This window comes from Microcoleus sp. PH2017_34_RAT_O_A (genome assembly GCF_020737885.1).
In the GTDB taxonomy this organism is placed as follows: domain Bacteria; phylum Cyanobacteriota; class Cyanobacteriia; order Cyanobacteriales; family Microcoleaceae; genus Microcoleus.
In genome coordinates this window covers 1-18,128 of record NZ_JAEQDD010000038.1, presented here as the reverse complement: position 1 = coordinate 18,128, position 18,128 = coordinate 1, and the positions used below count along the sequence as shown (strand labels likewise).

The 18,128-nt window shown below is 45.9% G+C and carries 13 protein-coding genes; 10 read left to right on the top strand and 3 right to left on the bottom strand.

The genetic code is table 11. The features are described from left to right. Positions 1–296: 296 nt before the first annotated feature. Positions 297–500 carry a hypothetical protein gene (locus JGK11_RS14805; RefSeq protein ID WP_293178403.1) on the bottom strand — a complete coding sequence of 68 codons (204 nt, stop codon included), beginning with the start codon at positions 498–500 and terminating at the stop codon, positions 297–299. A 224-nt stretch (positions 501–724) separates the two neighbouring features. Between JGK11_RS14805 and gloB the strand changes: the two genes are divergently transcribed. The 5 genes from gloB (at position 725) to JGK11_RS14780 (ending at position 12,513) form a co-directional block, all read left to right on the top strand. Continuing rightward, positions 725–1,498, top strand: a complete 774-nt coding sequence (gloB, locus tag JGK11_RS14800) for a hydroxyacylglutathione hydrolase (protein ID WP_293178406.1) — start codon at positions 725–727, stop codon at positions 1,496–1,498. A 472-nt stretch (positions 1,499–1,970) separates the two neighbouring features. Next, on the top strand, positions 1,971–2,120 hold the full coding sequence (locus tag JGK11_RS14795; RefSeq protein WP_293196482.1) for a hypothetical protein: 150 nt from the start codon (positions 1,971–1,973) through the stop codon (positions 2,118–2,120). 109 nt (positions 2,121–2,229) lie between these two features. Beyond that, positions 2,230–7,323, top strand: a complete 5,094-nt coding sequence (locus JGK11_RS14790) for a PAS domain-containing protein (protein ID WP_293212146.1) — start codon at positions 2,230–2,232, stop codon at positions 7,321–7,323. A 350-nt stretch (positions 7,324–7,673) separates the two neighbouring features. Next, entirely contained in the window at positions 7,674–8,132 is a 459-nt protein-coding gene (gene rplI, locus JGK11_RS14785) for a 50S ribosomal protein L9 (RefSeq protein WP_293127513.1), read from the top strand. Between the two features lie 277 nt (positions 8,133–8,409). Continuing rightward, positions 8,410–12,513, top strand: a complete 4,104-nt coding sequence (locus tag JGK11_RS14780) for a replicative DNA helicase (RefSeq protein ID WP_293212145.1) — start codon at positions 8,410–8,412, stop codon at positions 12,511–12,513. 178 nt (positions 12,514–12,691) lie between these two features. Here JGK11_RS14780 and JGK11_RS14775 read toward each other — a convergent pair whose 3' ends face one another. Continuing rightward, positions 12,692–13,297, bottom strand: a complete 606-nt coding sequence (locus JGK11_RS14775; protein ID WP_293178415.1) for an FKBP-type peptidyl-prolyl cis-trans isomerase — start codon at positions 13,295–13,297, stop codon at positions 12,692–12,694. A gap of 256 nt (positions 13,298–13,553) precedes the next feature. Further along, positions 13,554–13,880: a phasin family protein gene (locus JGK11_RS14770; protein WP_265235356.1), complete on the bottom strand. Its 327-nt coding sequence runs from the start codon at positions 13,878–13,880 to the stop codon at positions 13,554–13,556. Positions 13,881–14,096: 216 nt separating this feature from the next. Between JGK11_RS14770 and JGK11_RS14765 the strand changes: the two genes are divergently transcribed. The 5 genes from JGK11_RS14765 (at position 14,097) to JGK11_RS14745 (ending at position 17,726) form a co-directional block, all read left to right on the top strand. Next, the gene (locus tag JGK11_RS14765; protein WP_293178492.1) at positions 14,097–14,453 is read left to right on the top strand and encodes a zinc ribbon domain-containing protein; all 357 of its coding nucleotides are present in this window, start codon (positions 14,097–14,099) and stop codon (positions 14,451–14,453) included. Positions 14,454–14,529: 76 nt separating this feature from the next. Beyond that, positions 14,530–15,495: a BadF/BadG/BcrA/BcrD ATPase family protein gene (locus JGK11_RS14760; RefSeq protein WP_293178418.1), complete on the top strand. Its 966-nt coding sequence runs from the start codon at positions 14,530–14,532 to the stop codon at positions 15,493–15,495. 50 nt (positions 15,496–15,545) lie between these two features. Then, positions 15,546–15,740 (top strand): hypothetical protein, encoded by a 195-nt coding sequence (locus JGK11_RS14755; protein WP_293178421.1) that lies wholly within the window; start codon positions 15,546–15,548, stop codon positions 15,738–15,740. A gap of 33 nt (positions 15,741–15,773) precedes the next feature. Then, positions 15,774–16,430 carry a hypothetical protein gene (locus JGK11_RS14750; RefSeq protein ID WP_293178424.1) on the top strand — a complete coding sequence of 219 codons (657 nt, stop codon included), beginning with the start codon at positions 15,774–15,776 and terminating at the stop codon, positions 16,428–16,430. 219 nt (positions 16,431–16,649) lie between these two features. Beyond that, complete coding sequence (locus JGK11_RS14745) at positions 16,650–17,726, top strand: transposase (RefSeq protein ID WP_293212144.1); 1,077 nt, start codon at positions 16,650–16,652, stop codon at positions 17,724–17,726. Positions 17,727–18,128 lie beyond the last annotated feature (402 nt).

The window sequence follows — 18,128 nt, the reverse complement described above, 5'->3', positions numbered from 1 at the left end:
TTAAGCCTGTTTATGCCCCGGAGATCCCCCTCGCATCCCCCTTAAGAAGGGGGACGAAAGAGAATTCTCTTGTCCCCCCCTTTTTTAAGGAGGCTGTGAGAATTCTCTTGTCCCCCGATTTTTAAGAGGGCTTTGAGAATTCTCTTGTCCCCTCATTTTTAAGGTTTGTGAGAATTCTCTTGTCCCCCCCATTTTTAAGGAGGCTGTGAGAATTCTCTTGTCCCCCCCTTTTTTAAGGGGGGTTAGGGGGGATCGGCGTTAACTGCAACTGTGGATTATCTTGTGAATTTACCAGCTCAATCGATGAACTTGAGGCGACCAATTTGGATGTAATCAAATATCCGATTGATTTGATATCGATCCTCCTCTGAAATTTTATCATCAGATAGGATCGTAGAAGTCAAAACTAAATGTTCCCGGCGAGAGATTTTGCCAGACGTGACAATCCGATCGACCATTTGAGAAATTGTTAAGTTGGATTTGTTTTGAGATGTTCGCATTTATTCGATCGCATTTATGTCAGAATATTTAAAGCTGCTGGGAGTTCTCGACCTAAAAATCGTCTGTACCAGACTGCAAAGCAATTTGTGGAACAGCAGAAACAATGTATCAGAGTTTTACTTCCAAAGATAGATGCGCTGATTATAGAATTCTGCATTATGCCTTCGGAACACGCTCACAATATTTTAATTGTATAATATTTTTTCTAGAGAGGCTGTTTTCTATGCAGGTCTATCGGATTCCGGTACTGTCGGACAATTACATTTTCTTGCTGTACGACCCCGATCGCCATACAGTAGCAGTGGTCGATCCAGCGCAAGCAGAACCGGTCTTGCAGCAAGTGCGATCGCTCAAAGCCGAATTAATCGCAATTTTCAACACGCACCACGATCGCGATCACGTAGGCGGCAACCAGCAACTGATCGATCGCTTTCCCCAAATTACAGTTTACGGCGGCGCCGAAGACCGAGGCAGAATTCCCGGACAGCAAGTATTTTTACATCAGGGCGATCGCGTTGAATTTGGCGATCGAACCGCCGAAATTTTCTTCGTGCCCGGCCACACAAAAGCCCACATAGCCTACTATTTCCCGCCCAGCAACCCAGGGGAAACGGGCGAATTGTTCTGTGGAGACACTTTGTTTGCTGGAGGCTGTGGCAGACTCAAAGAAGGCACTCCCGCCCAAATGCTAGCTTCCCTCGAACAATTGCGAAACTTGCCCGACAATACCAGAGTTTGGTGCGCCCACGAATACACGCTGACAAACTTGCAATTTGCCATTAGTGTAGATCCCGACAATCCTGAGTTACAGCAGCGCTTGGCAGCAGTTAAAGAAGCTCGCAGCCGATCGCAACCTACAATACCATCATCGATCGGCATCGAGAAAAGCACAAACCCCTTTTTGCGCTGGGATTTTCCGAGTCTTCAGTCAGTCGCCAACAGTCAAGATTCAGTGCAAACCTTCGCTCGATTGCGCGGGATGAAAGACCGATTTTGACAGTTGACAGTTGACAGTTGACAGTTGACAATTGACAGTTGACAAAAGAAGGAAGGGTCTTGGAGTAATGAATCGTCTGATTTTAATTTTTCTTTAAAAAGGAGAGGCTTTCAACCAATTCTTTCTGGTATAGCCCTTCTCAAAAAAGTGAGCTATGACATATGCCCTATGCCCATGCGTACCTCATCTTTTTGAGAAGGGCTATAAATGTCTGTATTGGGTTAAGTTGGGGGCACGAACCAAAGTAAAAGGCGATCGGTCTAAACATCAGAAGAGCCGTGGCACTGGAGGAAAAATAGACCGCTATATTGGGTAAATGCGATCGCCATTTACCGTTAACACCAAGATAGCCTTGCCAAAATTTGCGATCGGGTTTAGTTAAAGCAATTGGGTTTTTCGTTACCTGCGCGCAAGTGCGATCGGATCGCCCTCGAAAACAAGCAACAGCAGGCGATCGCAATCTACAGAAACGTTGAATAATGATGAGACCGATCGCTCATTTGCCACAGCCAGAAAATTGCCTCTCGCCTTTGCTTACACAACTGGTCAAGGCGTGGAGCTCTGGTATAAAATAAATTGTCGAGATATTGAAATTCCAGCAGAACGATCGACATCTCTCTGAGGTTTGAATTGTCAGCCTGTTTGCATCAAAAGTTTTTGTGATTATTTCCTTATATATAATTGATGAGTACGATTAGCTTTGCCACAAGTAAAACGATCTTTGTTAAAAGATGAAAAATCTAGGCAATACTGAACCCCAAGCGAAAATAGACTCCTCTGTTTCAGAGGATTCTAACAAAGCACTCAACCCGAGTGCAGCTTTGCAAACAGATGTAGGGATGGTTCTGCAATTGGCAGACGGCAGCATTCAGGCGTGCAATTCTCGCGCCGAGAAACTGTTGGGGATGACAGCAGAACAAATGCAGGGAAACACTTCCATCAACTGTCCGTGGCAGACTCTGCGTGAAGATGGCTCGGATTTTCCTGGGGAGACGCACCCGTCTATGGTGGCGCTGCAAACCGGGAAACCCTGCTCAAATGTCATCATGGGCTTCTATCAACCACAGGGAGAATTGATTTGGTTGAAGATCAATTCTCAACCTTTATTTCAGGGAGATCGATCGACTCCCTACGCCGTAGTTACCACCTTTATAGAAATCGGTCAACCTGGGCCAAGATTCGTCGGTGACGCGCCCGCCCAACAACAGTCAGACACCCTCGAAAGTATTTCCGACGGGTTCTTTGCTTTGGATCGAAACTGGCGGTTTACCTACGTTAATTCTCAAGCGGCGCGGTGGATAAATCGACTCTCGAAAGATTTGATCGGCAACACCGTTTGGGAAGAGTTTCCCGAGTCTGCGGGCAGTTTGTTCGATCAGGAATTTCGCCGCTGCGCCACAGAGCAAGTTACAGTTAGTTTTGAATCTTTTTATGGGCCGCTCAATGCTTGGTATGCGGTACGAGCTTATCCGATCGCATCGGGAATTGCCGTTTATTTTCAAGATGTTACCGAGCAGAAAGCCGATCGGGCTGCTTTTATTAAACAAGGGCAAACGGCGCACCAACAACTAGCAGAAATCGAGGCAATTTATGCTAGCGCGCCGATCGGACTTTGCTTTATCGATACCGACTTGCGATTTGTCCGCATCAACTCGCGCCTCGCAGAAATTAACGGAGTTCCCGCCGCCGCCCACATCGGTAAAACATTGCGGGAAATCTTGCCACAACAAGCAGATGATTTAGAGCCGCTTTACCGAGAAGTTATCGCCACTAAAGTTCCCGTCGAACAGCTCGAAATTCACGGGGAAAACTCAGCGCAGCCGGGAGTAGAACGTAGTTGGCTGTTGAGTCTCTATCCGCTGAAAGCCCAGGACGATCGCGTGCTGGGCGTGAATGTGATGGTACACGAAATTACCGATCGCAAAGCTCGCAAAAAAGAAATTCAACGGCTCAACCAGGAACTACAGCGCAGAGTTAACGAACTGCAATCAATATTTGATGCTGTACCCGTCGGGATCGCGATCGCCCACGATCCAGAGTGTAATGTAATTCGCACTAACAGGTTTGCTCAGTCGATGCTAACAGTGCGGCCGGATGCCAATGTTTCTGCAAGCGGAGACGAAGCCGCACTCCTTCCCTTCAGACTGCTTAGCAACGGCCAGGAAATCCCGCCAGAAGAGCACCCAATGCAGCGGGCGGCGGCTTCGGGTGCCGAATTGCGAGATGCGGAATTTCAAATGGTGCGATCGGATGGGGCGACGTTTGATTGGTTGATGAATGCGGTGCCGTTATTTGACGCACAGGGCGCAGTCTGCGGCTGTGTCTCGGCGTTTGTGGATATTAGCGATCGCAAACGAGCGGAGGCAGCTTTGCGCGACTCTGAGGAACGCTACCGCACTTTGTTTGAGTCCCTAGACGAAGGCTTTTGCGTCATCCAAATACTGTTTGACGACAACCAAAAGCCGATCGATTACCGCTTTTTGGAAATCAATCCGGCCTTTGAGAAACAAACCGGACTCGTACAAGCTGCGGGCAAAACTGCGCGGCAGCTCGTTCCAGAACTCGAAAATTATTGGTTCGAGATCTACGGCAAAGTTGCGCTGACAGGCGAACCAGCGAGCTTTGAACACGGCTCCGAAGCCATGAACCGCTGGTTTGAGGTTTCAGCGTTCCGCACGAGCGAGCCCCAGAGCCGCAAAGTCGCCATACTTTTCAAAGACATCAGCGATCGCAAACAGGCGGAAAATCGCCTGCGGGAACAGTCAGAGCAACTGCGGCTGTTCGTCAAACATTCGCCTGCGGGGGTGGCGATGTTTGACCGCCAGATGCGGTATATGCTGGTGAGCGATCGCTGGCTGGAAAGTTACGGGCTGGGCGCTCAAAACATTGTAGGTCGATCGCACTACGAGATATTTCCAGAATTGTCCGATCGTTGGAGACAAATCCACCAGCGCTGTCTGGCGGGAGCAGTCGAAATGTGTCCAGAAGATCCGTTTCCCCGCGCTGATGGTTCGATAGACTGGGTGCGCTGGGAAATTCACCCTTGGCGAACCAACAGCGGTGAGATTGGCGGGATCATGATTTTTTCCGAAGTAATCACCGATCGCAAAAACGCTGAACTCGCGCTGCAATTGGCAAACCAGCAAGTCAGCAATATTATCGAAAGTATTACCGATGCCTTTATCGCGATCGATGCACAATGGCGCTATACCTACGTTAATGCCACTGCTGAAAAACTTCTGGTGCGATCGAGAAACGACTTGTTAGGTCGATCGATCTGGGAGATATTCCCCGCCGAAGCAGAATCCAACTCAAGGCTGTATCAAGAATTTCATCGAGTCGTTTCCGAGCAAGTTTCTGTCAAGTTTGAAGAGTTTTCGCCGTCGCTTCAAAGGTATATAGAAGTCAGCGTCTATCCAGCAGCCGATGGACTTACGGCTTATTGGAGCGATATTGGCGATCGCAAACGCACAGAAGAAGAACTGCGGCAAAAAAATGCAATTTTGAACGTAATTAACGAGTCAGCGCCCACGCCAATTTTTGTTAAAGATCGACAAGGATGTATTATTTATGCCAATCCAGCCACCCTGGAGGCGCTGGGAAAACCTGCTGCTGAAGTAATTGGCCGGCGCGATCGCGATTTATACGCAGTAGCAGAACTGGGAGCCACAGTCTCGGAAAACGATCGGCGGATTATGGAATCCGGTCAAACAGAAATCGTCGAAGAATCTCCCGATGGCGTTCGGACTTTTCTGGGAATGAAAGCTCCCTACCGCAACGAAGCCGGAGAAGTAATCGGCTTGATTGGCATCTCCAACGACATCACAAAACGCAAGCGAGCCGAAGTCGCACTGCAAGAAAAAACGAAGTTACTCCAAGTAATTATAGACAGCATTGGTGACGGTTTGATTCTCGCCAACCAACAAGGGGAGTTTGTGCTGTTTAACCGCGCCGCCGTGAGAATATTCGGTCAGCTAACCAATGAAAAATCCTCTCAGGAATGGTCGAACACCTACGGACTATTTTTGCCAGACCAAAAAACCCTTTTCCCCGAGGAGGAACTACCTCTAACCAGAGCAATCAAAGGTGAATATGTCAATGATGTAGCGATATTTGTCCGCCACCAAGATTGCGAAGATCGCTGGATCAGTATCAGCGGTTATCCGGTAGTTGATACCAGCAGAGAAATCACAGGCGGAGTGATTGTGTGTCGGGATATCACAGAACGCAAACAATCAGAAGCGGCGCTGCTTGAGAGCGAACAGCGATTCCGCAATATGGCGAACAACGCTCCATTTATGGTCTGGGTAACAGACTCCACAGGCTACTGCACTTTCTTGAGCGACAACTGGTATGAATTCACAGGTCAAACTGAGGAAACAGGTTTGGGATTTGGTTGGATAAACGCGGTGCATCCAGAAGACCGAGAATACGCCCTTAACGGATTTTTGAGGGCCAACGAACGCCAGGAACATTACAGCACGGAATATCGCTTGGGGCGCAAAGATGGCGGATATTCTTGGGCGCTGGATGCGGCTGCTCCCAGATTTACCGAAAGCGGACAATTTGAGGGTTATATCGGTTCTGCGATCGACATTACAGAGCGCAAACAAGTGGAAACCGAGCGCGATATGGTTCTGCAATTGGAACAAACGGCGCGCGCGGAAGCCGAACGAGCTAACCGGATTAAAGACGAGTTTTTGGCGGTGCTTTCTCACGAGTTGCGATCGCCCTTAAATCCGATTTTAGGCTGGTCGCAACTGCTGCTCGGCGGCAAACTGAGCGCGGCTAAAACCGCCCAAGCCTTCGAGACGATCGAACGCAACGCCCGACTGCAATCTCAATTAATCGAAGACTTGCTCGACGTGTCTCGGATTCTGCAAGGAAAACTCAGATTGAATGTTGCTCCGGTGAATGTCGGCACCATTATCTTGTCTGCTTTGGAAACCGTGCAACTAGCAGCCGAAGCTAAAAAGATTCAAATTCAAACAATCTTAAATCCAGATATCGGACTCGTTGTCGGCGATACAGGTCGCTTGCAGCAAATTGTGTGGAACTTGTTATCTAACGCGGTGAAATTCACGCCCGAAGGCGGTCGAGTAGAAGTTAAATTAGCGCAAATCGCACACGAAGTTCAAATTCAAGTTTCAGACACGGGTAAAGGGATTATTCCCGATTTCTTGCCCTATGTTTTCGAGCATTTCCGACAAGAAGACGGCGCCACAACTCGCAAATTTGGCGGTTTGGGATTGGGATTGGCGATCGTCCGCCAACTGATTGAACTTCACGGCGGAAGGGTGTTTGCAGAAAGCCCCGGAGAAGGTCAAGGAGCGACGTTTACGGTGAGATTACCGCTATTAAATGATGATTCTAGAACGCAGGATGAGACAGAACGTCATTCATCTGAGAGTGCCAATCTTTCATCTTTGCCGCTCGCTGGATTGAGAATTTTGGTAGTAGATGATGAGCCGGACTCGCGCGATTTTGTCGCCTTCGTGCTAGAGGACGCGGGTGCAGAGGTGATTTCCCTGTCATCTGCTGCTGAGGTGCTGCTGTCGATCGCCCAAACTGCACCGGATCTGATCGTCAGCGACATCGGAATGCCCGAGATGGACGGGTATATGCTGATCCGTCACATCCGCACTCAGCTCGCGCCCGAGTATCGGGGGCTAGTGGCGATCGCCCTAACAGCCTATGCTGGAGAAGCCAACGAGCGTCAAGTTTTGCAAGCCGGATTTCAAAAGCACTTATCTAAGCCGATCGATCCAACCCAGTTAGTTGCTACAGTAGCGCGGGCGATCGGCCCAAAGCTAAAAAACCCATAATAGGTTCGCAGTCAGTTGACAGTTGACAGTTGACAGTTGACAGCTTGTCAGTCAGATCCGTCGAAGGGTTGACGGTTGACAGTTGACAGAAGTCCCACGGAATAAGGATGAGATATCATTTTTGGTGCATTCATCCGTCTACAGCGAAGGTGGTGCAGAAATCGGAGAAGACTCTTCGTCCTTACTACGAACCTGATTAAGAAGGACTCTTAGTCCTGTCAACTGCCAACTGCCAACTGCCAACTGCCAACTGCCAACTGCCAACTGCCAACTCTTCCTTCTCCCTTGCGATCGCCCGTCAAACTTCGCTATTATAGAAAGTTGCAGTTAAAACCCCACAATCAACGATCATGGCCAAGCGCGTCCAATTAGTTTTAAACAAAGATGTCAGCAAACTCGGCAAAGCTGGCGACGTAGTAGAAGTAGCCCCAGGCTACGCCCGCAACTACCTAGTACCCCAAGGAATGGGATTTAAAGCCACTCCCGGCATTCTCAAGCAAGCAGCCCGCCGCAGAGAAGAAGAAAGACTGCGCCAGCTAGAGCTCAAGCAGCAAGCCGAAGTCCGCAAAACCGCCCTGGAAGCAGCCGGGCCTTTCATCATCTCCAAGCAAGTCGGCGAAGGAGACGCGATTTTTGGTACAGTCACCAACCAAGAAGTAGCAGAGCTGATCTTCAACTCTACCAGTCAAGAAGTCGATCGGCGCGGCATCACCCTGCCCGAAATTCGCGGCACTGGTACATACAAAGCTGAAATCAAACTCCACGCAGAAGTTACCGCCGAAGTTGATGTTCAAGTTGTCCCGATGTAATTTGGTATTGGGAATTGGGAATTGGGAATTGGGAATTGGGCATAGGGCATAGGGAATTGGGCATAGGGAATTGGGCATAGGGAATTGGGCATAGGGAATTGGGCATAGGGCATAGGGCATAGGGCATAGGGCATTGTCATTTGTTTTTCCACTAACCACTAACCAATAACCACTAACCACTAACCAATAACCAATAACCACTAACCAATAACCACTAACCAATAACCAATAACCAATAACCAATAACCAATAACCAATAACCAATAACTATTGACTAATGAGCGATTTGATGCCGACAAATATAGAGGCAGAGGAAGCAATTTTGGGCGGGATTTTAATCGACCCCGAAGCTATTTCCCGAATTTCTGAAATCTTGCGACCAGAGTTTTTTGCCATCACCGCTCATCAAGTCATTTATCGATCGGCATTAGGGCTATTTTTGCAAGGTCAACCGACGGATTTAATGACCGTAACGACTTGGCTGACGGATCGCAACCAGTTAGAACAAGTCGGAGGATTAACTAAATTAGCACAATTAGTCGATCGCACAGTTTCAGCAGTCAACATCGACCAATATGCAGCTTTAGTCGAAGACAAATATCAGCGGCGCCGATTGATCGAAGCGGGCAACAACATAGTACAATTAGGTTACGAGACATCAGCGCCACTAGAAACAGTCTTAGACCGTGCCGAACAAGAAGTTTTCGGCATCACTCAAGACCGCCCGCAACAAGATTTAGTATCGATCGGCGAAACCCTAAACCAAACATTTCAAGACTTAGAAAATCGCAATGAAGGCCTCACGCTTCCCGGTATTCCGTGCGGTTTTTATGATTTAGATGCCATGACAGGCGGCTTTCAGCGATCGGATTTAATCATCGTTGCTGCCAGGCCGGCAATGGGCAAATGCCAAGCAAGCTCTACCATAACGCTTCAAAGCGATGGAAGCCTTGCTACCATTGAAGAAATCTATCAAAAACGTCAAGCTGAATTACTAACTTTAGGAAAAGATTGGAAGTTTCATCTAACTAGACCATCTGCTTTTATAGATGATGGAATTAAGCCTGTATTTCGCGTCACAACCAGATTGGGACGCTTTATAGAAACTACAATTACACACCCATTTTTAACAATTAAGGGTTGGCGGCAGTTGGGGGAAATACAAGCAGGCGATAAAATTGCTGTACCCCGCAGGATGGATGTTTTTGGTAAAGAAACCATTCGTGACTGTGAAGTTAAGTTATTGGCTTATCTAATTGGCGATGGGTGTTTGACACGCAGCGCGCCGCACTTCACCAATGGAAATACTGCTATACTAGAAGACTTTGCTAAGGCTGCTACTAGCTTCGGAGGTCTTAGGCTGCGATACAACGATCAAGGGAGACGCGCACCAGAATATTACGTCATGGGCGATCGAGACAGTTACAAAGACAAAATATCTTTCTTTGGTCTGAATTTGCAAAAAGTCCTTAAAGAACAACATTTGTATGTTAAAGAATTTGCTAAAATATTGAAGGTTTCACCCGATTTAGCCTCGGATTGGGTGCTAGGATTGGCATTCCCAAAGCAAAAATTATTTAGTCGCATCTGTGAAACTTTAGATGTCGCTCCCAAAAAACTAGCCGGCCCGGGAATGGAGGCTATTAATACCTTGCATCAAAACCCGCTGAGATACTGGTTAGAAGAATTAGGTCTGATGGGAAAAAATGCTCACCAGAAAACAGTACCAGACATAGTTTTTAGATTGGAGCGATCGCAAATTGCCCTTTTCCTCAACCGCCTCTTTTCCACTGACGGCTGGGCTACCCTACTTACCAGCGGTCAATCTCAACTAGGCTACTGTTCTGTCAGCGAAGGACTAGCTAGACACGTACAGCATCTACTGCTGAGATTTGGCATCATTGCCGCCCTCAAAAAACGTTTAGTTAAATATAAAAATACTCGTAATCCAGCTTGGTTTATAGATATTACTGATGCTATATCTATCAAAATATTTATATCAGAGATTGGCATTTTTGGCAAAGAAGAAGCATTGTTTAAAGTTAAAGAAGCACTAGAAAACAAAAAATCTCACAATAACCGTGATTTAATTCCTGTCGAGGTTTGGGAATACATAGCATTAGCCAAAGGCAACGAATCTTGGGCATCCTTAGCAAAACGCGCAGGCATCAAAGGTTATTCCAATATTCACGTTGGTCAACGTGCGCTGTCCAGGCAAAGACTTTTGGTTTTAGCAACTGCTTTAAATAATTCGTGGCTGAAACAACTGGCAGATAGCGAGGTTTACTGGGATGAAATAGTTTCGATCGAACCGATGGGAAACAAGCAAGTCTATGACTTAACTATCCCGGAGACACACAATTTTGTGGCTAATGATATCTGCGTTCACAATACGGCCTTTTGTACCAACATCGCGCACCACATCGCCGCCGGAGGGCAAAAATTACCGGTTGCCGTTTTTAGCTTGGAAATGTCGAAAGAACAGCTAGTGCAGCGTATTCTGTCCAGTGAAGCCAAAATAGAAAGTAATAGGTTGCGATCGGGCAGAATCAGTCAAAACGAATGGGAGCCAATCAGTACAGCCATTGGTAACTTATCAGAACTACCGCTGTTTATTGATGATACTCCTAATATTACCGTGATGGAGATTCGCTCCAAAGTCCGCCGCCTCCAAGCAGAACAAGGCGGATCTCTCGGATTAATCTTGCTAGATTACCTGCAATTAATGGAAGGTAGCAGCGACAACCGCGTGCAAGAATTATCTCGAATTACAAGAAGTCTCAAAGGTTTAGCCCGCGAGATCAACGTGCCGATTATTGCTTTGTCTCAGTTGAGTCGAAGTGTGGAAGCCAGGACAAATAAGCGGCCGATGATGTCGGATTTACGGGAAAGTGGATGTCTGAGTGGTGATAGTTTAGTTACTATGGCTGATAGTGGATTAGAAGTCCCGATTCGCGATTTGGTCGGTAAATCTGGCTTTGCTGTTTGGGGATTAAATTCACATACCCTGAAACAGGAAAAAGCGATAGTGACTAATGCTTTTTGTACAGGGGTAAAGCCAGTCTGGGAGATGACAACTAGCTTGGGAAATTCAATTAAAGCAACAGGCAATCATAAGTTCTTTGCATCAGATGGTTGGAAGCGTTTAGATGAATTAAAAATAGGCGATCGGATTGCTATACCTCGATCTATTCCTTGTACTGAAGTGCAGACGATGGGTAATGCTGAATTAGCTTTACTAGGACATTTAATTGGTGATGGTTGTACTTTACCCCGACATAGTATTCAGTACACGACGCGAGAATTAGATTTAGCTGAATTAGTTGCACATTTGGCTACAGAAGTATTTGGTGATGAAATTAATTCCCGTATCAAACGCGAACGTGATTGGTATCAAGTTTATCTCCCTGCTAGTTATCATCTCGCTCCCAATATTAAAAATCCGATTACTAAATGGCTAGAACAATTAGAAGTCTTTGGTTTACGTTCCCATGAAAAATTTATTCCCAGTTTAGTATTTACCCAACCCCAAGAATCGATCGCTCTTTTCCTTCGACACCTATGGGCAACTGATGGTTGTATCAAACCGGCTAAAGGGAAGAAATGTCTTTATCCAGCTATTTATTATGCCTCTAGTAGCGAGAAGTTAGCCAGAGGAGTCCGTTCTCTGTTGCTTAGACTGAACATCAATGCGGCTGTCAGAGTTGTTTCTCAAGGTGGAAAAGGACGTACACAATATCAAGTTTGGTTGGGAGGAAAGTCAGATATAGAAATATTTGCGAATGTAATCGGTGCAGTTGGTAATTATAAAAAATCCAGTTTAGAAGATGTGAAAGTATATCTCAATAATTCTGAATGTGGGAAGACAAATCGGGATTTAATTCCGAATGAACTTTGGCGAACTCAAGTCAATCTTGCCCAAAAACGCCTTGGTTTAACCATCAAACAGATGCAAGATTGCTTGGGTATGCGTTATTCAGCCACAACGGATTACAAATGTGATATTGGTCGAGAACGCACACATCAGTTAGGGAATATTTTGGATGCCGAAGAGATATGCAAGCTAGCTGTTAGCGATATCTATTGGGATAAGGTGAAGAAAATTGATTTTTGTGGTGAAGAAATGGTTTACGATATAACAGTCGAAAATCTTGAAAGCTTTGCCACACAAGGTTTATATGCCCATAATTCGATCGAGCAAGACGCCGACTTAGTAATTATGCTTTACCGTGATGAATACTATAACCCTGATTCGCCCGATCGCGGAATTGCCGAAGTCATCATCACCAAACACAGAAACGGCCCCACAGGCATCATCAAACTATTATTTGACGCCCAATTTACCTCGTTCCGCAATTTAGCATCTCCGAAGCGCTCTTAAATCAACTCAAACGAACGCGGTAAAATAGGTTTGTAGTCAGGACTTCAGTCCTAATTGACTAATAGTCTAATCAGAGGACTGAAGTCTTCACTACGAACTTATAACAGAAACCCGGTTTCTTAAAAAAACCGGGTTTCTAAATATCGCCAAAGTTTTAAGTTTAATTAGGTTGAGCTACCTAGCCAGCGATTTTCAATAATTCCACATCAAAAATCAGCGTAGCATTAGGAGGAATCACCCCGCCCGCACCGCGAGCACCATAACCTAATTCAGGCGGAATAATCAACTTGCGGCGTTCTCCAACTTTCATTGTACCGACACCTTCATCCCAACCCTTAATTACTTGACCGACGCCAATTTTGAACTGAAAAGGAGAATTGCGATCGCGCGAACTATCAAATTTCGTGCCATCCTCCAAAGTGCCAGTGTAGTGCACTACAACCGTCTGACCGATTTTTGGAGTCGCCCCATTACCTTCTTTCAATTCAACATATTTCAGACCTGAACCTGTGGTAACAGTTTTCTCAGTATTTTCAGTTTTCTCTGTATTTCCAGTCATGTTATTGCCAGCAATAGTAGCTGGTTCTTTTGGTAAATTAGCATCAGCTACTAGCAAGCTATCTTCAGTGAAAGACTTCGCTGAGAGTATCTCAAGCGCAGCATCGGTTAAAGGACTATTCACTTCGGAGGCAACTGCTGTAGGTACATAGCCGCTCATTTGAGCGACTATCAAAAACACAAAGCAAACCAGCATTACGCCCAAGCTGACCAGAATTCCTTGCAAAATTAATCCTCCTGACACTTTTAACCGCGATATCTCAGATATCTAAGACATCTAGTACAACAAGAACTACAAAATTTTATCTGAACTTTTCCGCCCAAAAATAGCGGCTGCCAGTTAATTTTAAAGGCAAAAGAAAGTATGAAGTCAGAATCTTTGTAATTCTACCTTCTGCTTTCATTCATAAGTGCCTGATTGAGCCTTCTGCGTTCGGGTGACAATTTTATCACAAGATCGCAGCGAGAGCGCGCGATCGCACTTAGCGCCAGTTACGGTTTTCTAGATCCCGCATCTGACGTTCGAGACGATCGAGCCTGCCGCGCAACTCATCCATTTCCGACTGTCGGGGAACGCCCATATCTTGCAGCATATTCCGGAGTTGGCGCTGCAACTGCGTATCCCAATTGCCCTGCTCGGACTTGAGATGTTCAGTCACGTCATCGACAAAGGTTTTGGCTTGCTCGGGATTGATTTTGCCATCTTTGACCCATTGCTCGCTGGCTTCCTGCAATTTCTCCGCCACCAAGGATGTAGTACCAATGCCCAGCATTACCAGTTGTTTGAGTAAGTTGCTATTGTTATCCATAGATTTTTCCTACTGTTTGCCCCAAAATACCCGATCGGCTCAGGTCGCCTGCGGTCGCTGCGAAACCCTTTGTACAATTTTAGTTACATCAGCACTGACCTACCTTTCTATTTTGGAGCATCCAGCAGCCTGCTGGCGAGTTTAACCCGCCAATCGGCGTTCGGAAAACCCGCTAATAAGCCTCCCGACAAAATTACCCCATCACCCTGCTATCCAATGCCTGAGTGTCCCCGCTGTCACCAACCTGTAGACTCCCGAGCGATCGCCTGCACCCACTGCAAAACCCCTCTCAAAGCTTTCGGTCATCCGGGTATCCCGCTTTATCGATCGGCATCCGCAGAATTTCTGTGCGCTACCTGTACTTACCACGAAGACGACACCTGCAACTACCCGCAGCGTCCCTTCGCCAAAGAATGCACGCTTTATCACGATCGAGCTGAGCCGCTGGTACCACAGACGAGCCGTTATATCAGTGGTGGCTGGCCCCAATCAATCAAAAATTGGTGTCAGCGAAATGTCGTTTGGCTGGCTTTATTTGGTTTAATTATTATTAGCATTGCCCTGTCGATTTAATCTAATTATATCAAGCGTAGAATAGAGATATCTGCGTATGTCGGGCTTGCTATGCGGTTCATTCTCTAAATTATCCATGAGTTACGTATTCGGCATCGACGGCGGCGGAACTAAAACTATCTGCATCTTAATAGACGAAAACAGAGTTGTTTTGGGACGGGGGGAAGCAGGGCCCTCAAATTATCAAACGCAGGGAATCGAGACAGCAAAACAATCAATTGAAGTGGCAATCGAACGAGCAGTTCTGTCCGCTAAAATAGAGCCAAATAGCAATCTCAACATAGAAGCAATTTGTCTGGGACTAGCCGGCGTCGCGCGTCCAAAAGATATTGAAATAGTGCAATTTGTAGTGCAGAACTTGCAGTTGACGAATACTTTACCAGTAACCCGATCGCTCTTGCCCAGAAATATCGTAATTTGCAGCGACTGCGCGATCGCACTTGTGGGCGGTGTCGGCAATCCAGTCGGTATCGCCGTTATTGCTGGAACTGGTTCGATCGTTTTCGGGCAAAACCGTCAAGGGAAAACTAAACGAGTCGGCGGTTGGGGATATATTTTAGGTGATGAAGGTAGCGGATATGACATCGCGATTGCGGGTTTGCAAGCTGCTTTGAAGTTCTATGACGGACGCTCGGAGTTTACCGTGCTGGCCCAAAAATTTCAACAGCATTTAGGTCTAAATAACCTGGAAGAATTGGTAGAAGTCGTTTACCGGCGCGGTTGGGGAGTGACAGAAATTGCAGCTTTAGCGCCGATTGTCGATCGAGCAGCAGCAGAGGGCGATCGCGTCGCTGACGGCATTATTAGTCGTGCTGTGGCAGAATTAACATTTTCCACCAAAACAGCTATTTCAGCGCTGTTTAGCCCCACAGAAGAATTTGAAATTGTGACGATTGGAGGTGTGTGGGGTTCAGAAGCTAATTTCCGGGGTAGGTTTGAAAGTGCGATAAGTGCGATCGCCCCGAATGCTAAGGTAATTTTGCCCCGATCCGAACCAGCTTTCGGTGCAGCGTTGTTAGCATTAAACGCTCTCAAGAATTAAGCTCGTCCGGCGCTTCCTGCTAGGATTTCAGCTTAACTGCTAAAAGGACGATGAATCCCAATCTCTCCTTTATCTTCCTTATCTTCCCGATCGCCCCAGCCTTGCCAATTTTCGAGATTTTGCCAAAATTAAAAATTCTTGATTATCTACCTTATCTTCCCAACTTGCAGAATCTCTACCTGCCATCATTAAAACATCAAATGAATCCGAAACGCGAAACAGATTTAGCAGTAGTACATTCCTAAGTAAAACAAAACAAAACCAAGGAGACAAATTATATGATTACTTCTCACAAATGGCGCTCAGCAACAGCAGCAATCCTCGCAGTAGGCATTACAGTTGCAACCAGCGCGCCTCTGGTGGTAGCTACTCCCGCAGAAGCTCAACAACGAATTTCACAATATGATAGCATCCGAATTCCGTCTGGCAGTGTAATTCCAGTTAGCTACGAAAAAGAAAAAATTGTTGTTACCCGCGATGAAACTGCACCTTTAACTTTAACCGTATCGCGAGACATCCGCACAGATCAAGGAAGAGTATTAATCCCCGCAGGCAGCCAAATTGTCGGGGAATTGCGACCGGTTAGAAGGGGCAATCAAAGGGGTACTCAATTTGTTGCCAGAGAGTTAATTGTCAGCCGCCGCCAACGCTATCGGATTGATGGCTATTCCGGAGTTATTACCAGAACCGAAAGAGTTCAAAAAGGTGCCGGCACAGGTTCAGTAGCGCAAGGTGCAGCATTAGGCGCAGCAGCAGCAGCAGCCCTAGCAGGCATTACCGGGGACAAGGCAATTGCCACTGAAGAAGTATTGGGAGGCGCTGGCATCGGCGCATTAGCGGGAGTATTGTTGGGGCGGCGCAGTGTTGACGTGATCGTGATTCGCCCGGAAGAAGATTTATCAGTGAGATTGCGATCGGACATCGTGCTGCGGTAATATTAAAATCTTCAGATTAAGTATTTGCAGCAAAACATTGTCGATCGCAAACTTGTGGTCTCCCGATAATTGGCTAGGCATACTATTAAGGTTGTGCTTGGCCATGTTTGTTGGCGGAATTATTGGATGGGAGGTTGACAAAGGCTAGACAAATAAGGTAATAGAAACACTTGACAAACCTAGACGACAAAGCGTACTATTGAGAAAGTTATTTAATTGATGCTTGTGCTGTTATCAATCAAGACAAAGTTAAAATTAACAAGTGCCGAAAAACAATTGATGAGTAAACAGGCTGGAATAGCTCGTTTTACTTACAATTGGGGTTTGGCGACTTGGCAAAACTTGTACCAAGATGGATTAAAGCCCAACAAATATATTCTCAAAAAGTTTTTCAATAATTACGTCAAGCCAGAGCTGGAATGGATTAAAGAAAAAGGGATTTGTCAAAAGATCACTCAATATGCTTTCGACCAATTAGGTAATGCGTTCGATCGTTTCTTTAAAGGACTGGGTGCTTATCCCCATTTTAAAAAGAAGTTTCAACACGATGCTTTCACTCTTGATGCTGGTGGCAAGCCGATGAGAGTTGGCGGGGTAAGGATTAAATTGCCTACAATTGGCTGGATTCGGACGTTTGAAGGATTGCCAAATGTTACTACTTCTAAAATAACAATTTCTAGGATTGCTGATGACTGGTATTTATCTTTTGCTTACGAGCAGAGTCAGCAAGTAATAGCCAAACAATATGAAGTTGTTGGTGTAGATTTAGGCGTGAAAACTTTAGCTACACTTTCGACAGGAGTTGTGTTTGAAAATCCCAAGTATTACTACCAAGAGGCTGCGAAACTGAAGCGACTGCAAAAACAACTATCTAGAAAAAAGAAAGGCAGCAATCGCCGATTTAAAGCGAGAATGAAAGTGGCTCGTCAACACAGTCGAATTGCCAATCTCCGCAATAATACTCTTCATCACGTTACTACTTATTTAAGCAAAAACCACGCGAAAGTAGTAATTGAAGACCTAAACATAGCAGGAATGATGGCTAATCATAGGTTGGCTAAAGCAATTGCTGACTGTGGATTTCATGAATTCAGACGACAACTAAAATATAAGTGTCGAAAATTTGGTTCCGAACTAATGATAATTAGTCGGTGGTACCCAAGTTCTAAAACTTGCTCTAGTTGTGGGAATATTCAAGATATGCCGCTTAAAAAACGCACGTATGATTGTTGTTCGTGTGGCATATCTATCGATCGCGATCTGAATGCCAGTCTGAACATATCAAGGTTGGCTTAACCTTGAAAGCTCGTTGAGGGATAGCCGCTCCGATGCCCCCGATGAAACGAGAAGTAATGACTAGACTTGTCTAGGATTTATATAGCAGTAATTAAAGTATTGGAGCGTCGAAGTCGTCCCAAATAGTCGATCGCCAAACTAGCGTGGATCTGTACTTGTTTTCAGCCGTTAAAACAGACAGATAGACTCTGGTTTGAGGGGACAAGTCTTATTTGCGATTAGATCATCATCTAGCCATAGATTAGTTAGTTTTGTGAAAGGTTTCATGGGTATTATGTCTGATAAGTTATCATCGTTATAATTCAATACGGTTTACTTAAGGGTTGGGAGGCTTTAAAATATTAAAAACAGGAGAATTAATTTTTATTCCAGTACCTCTGTGTTTAACTTTTTTGGATTTAA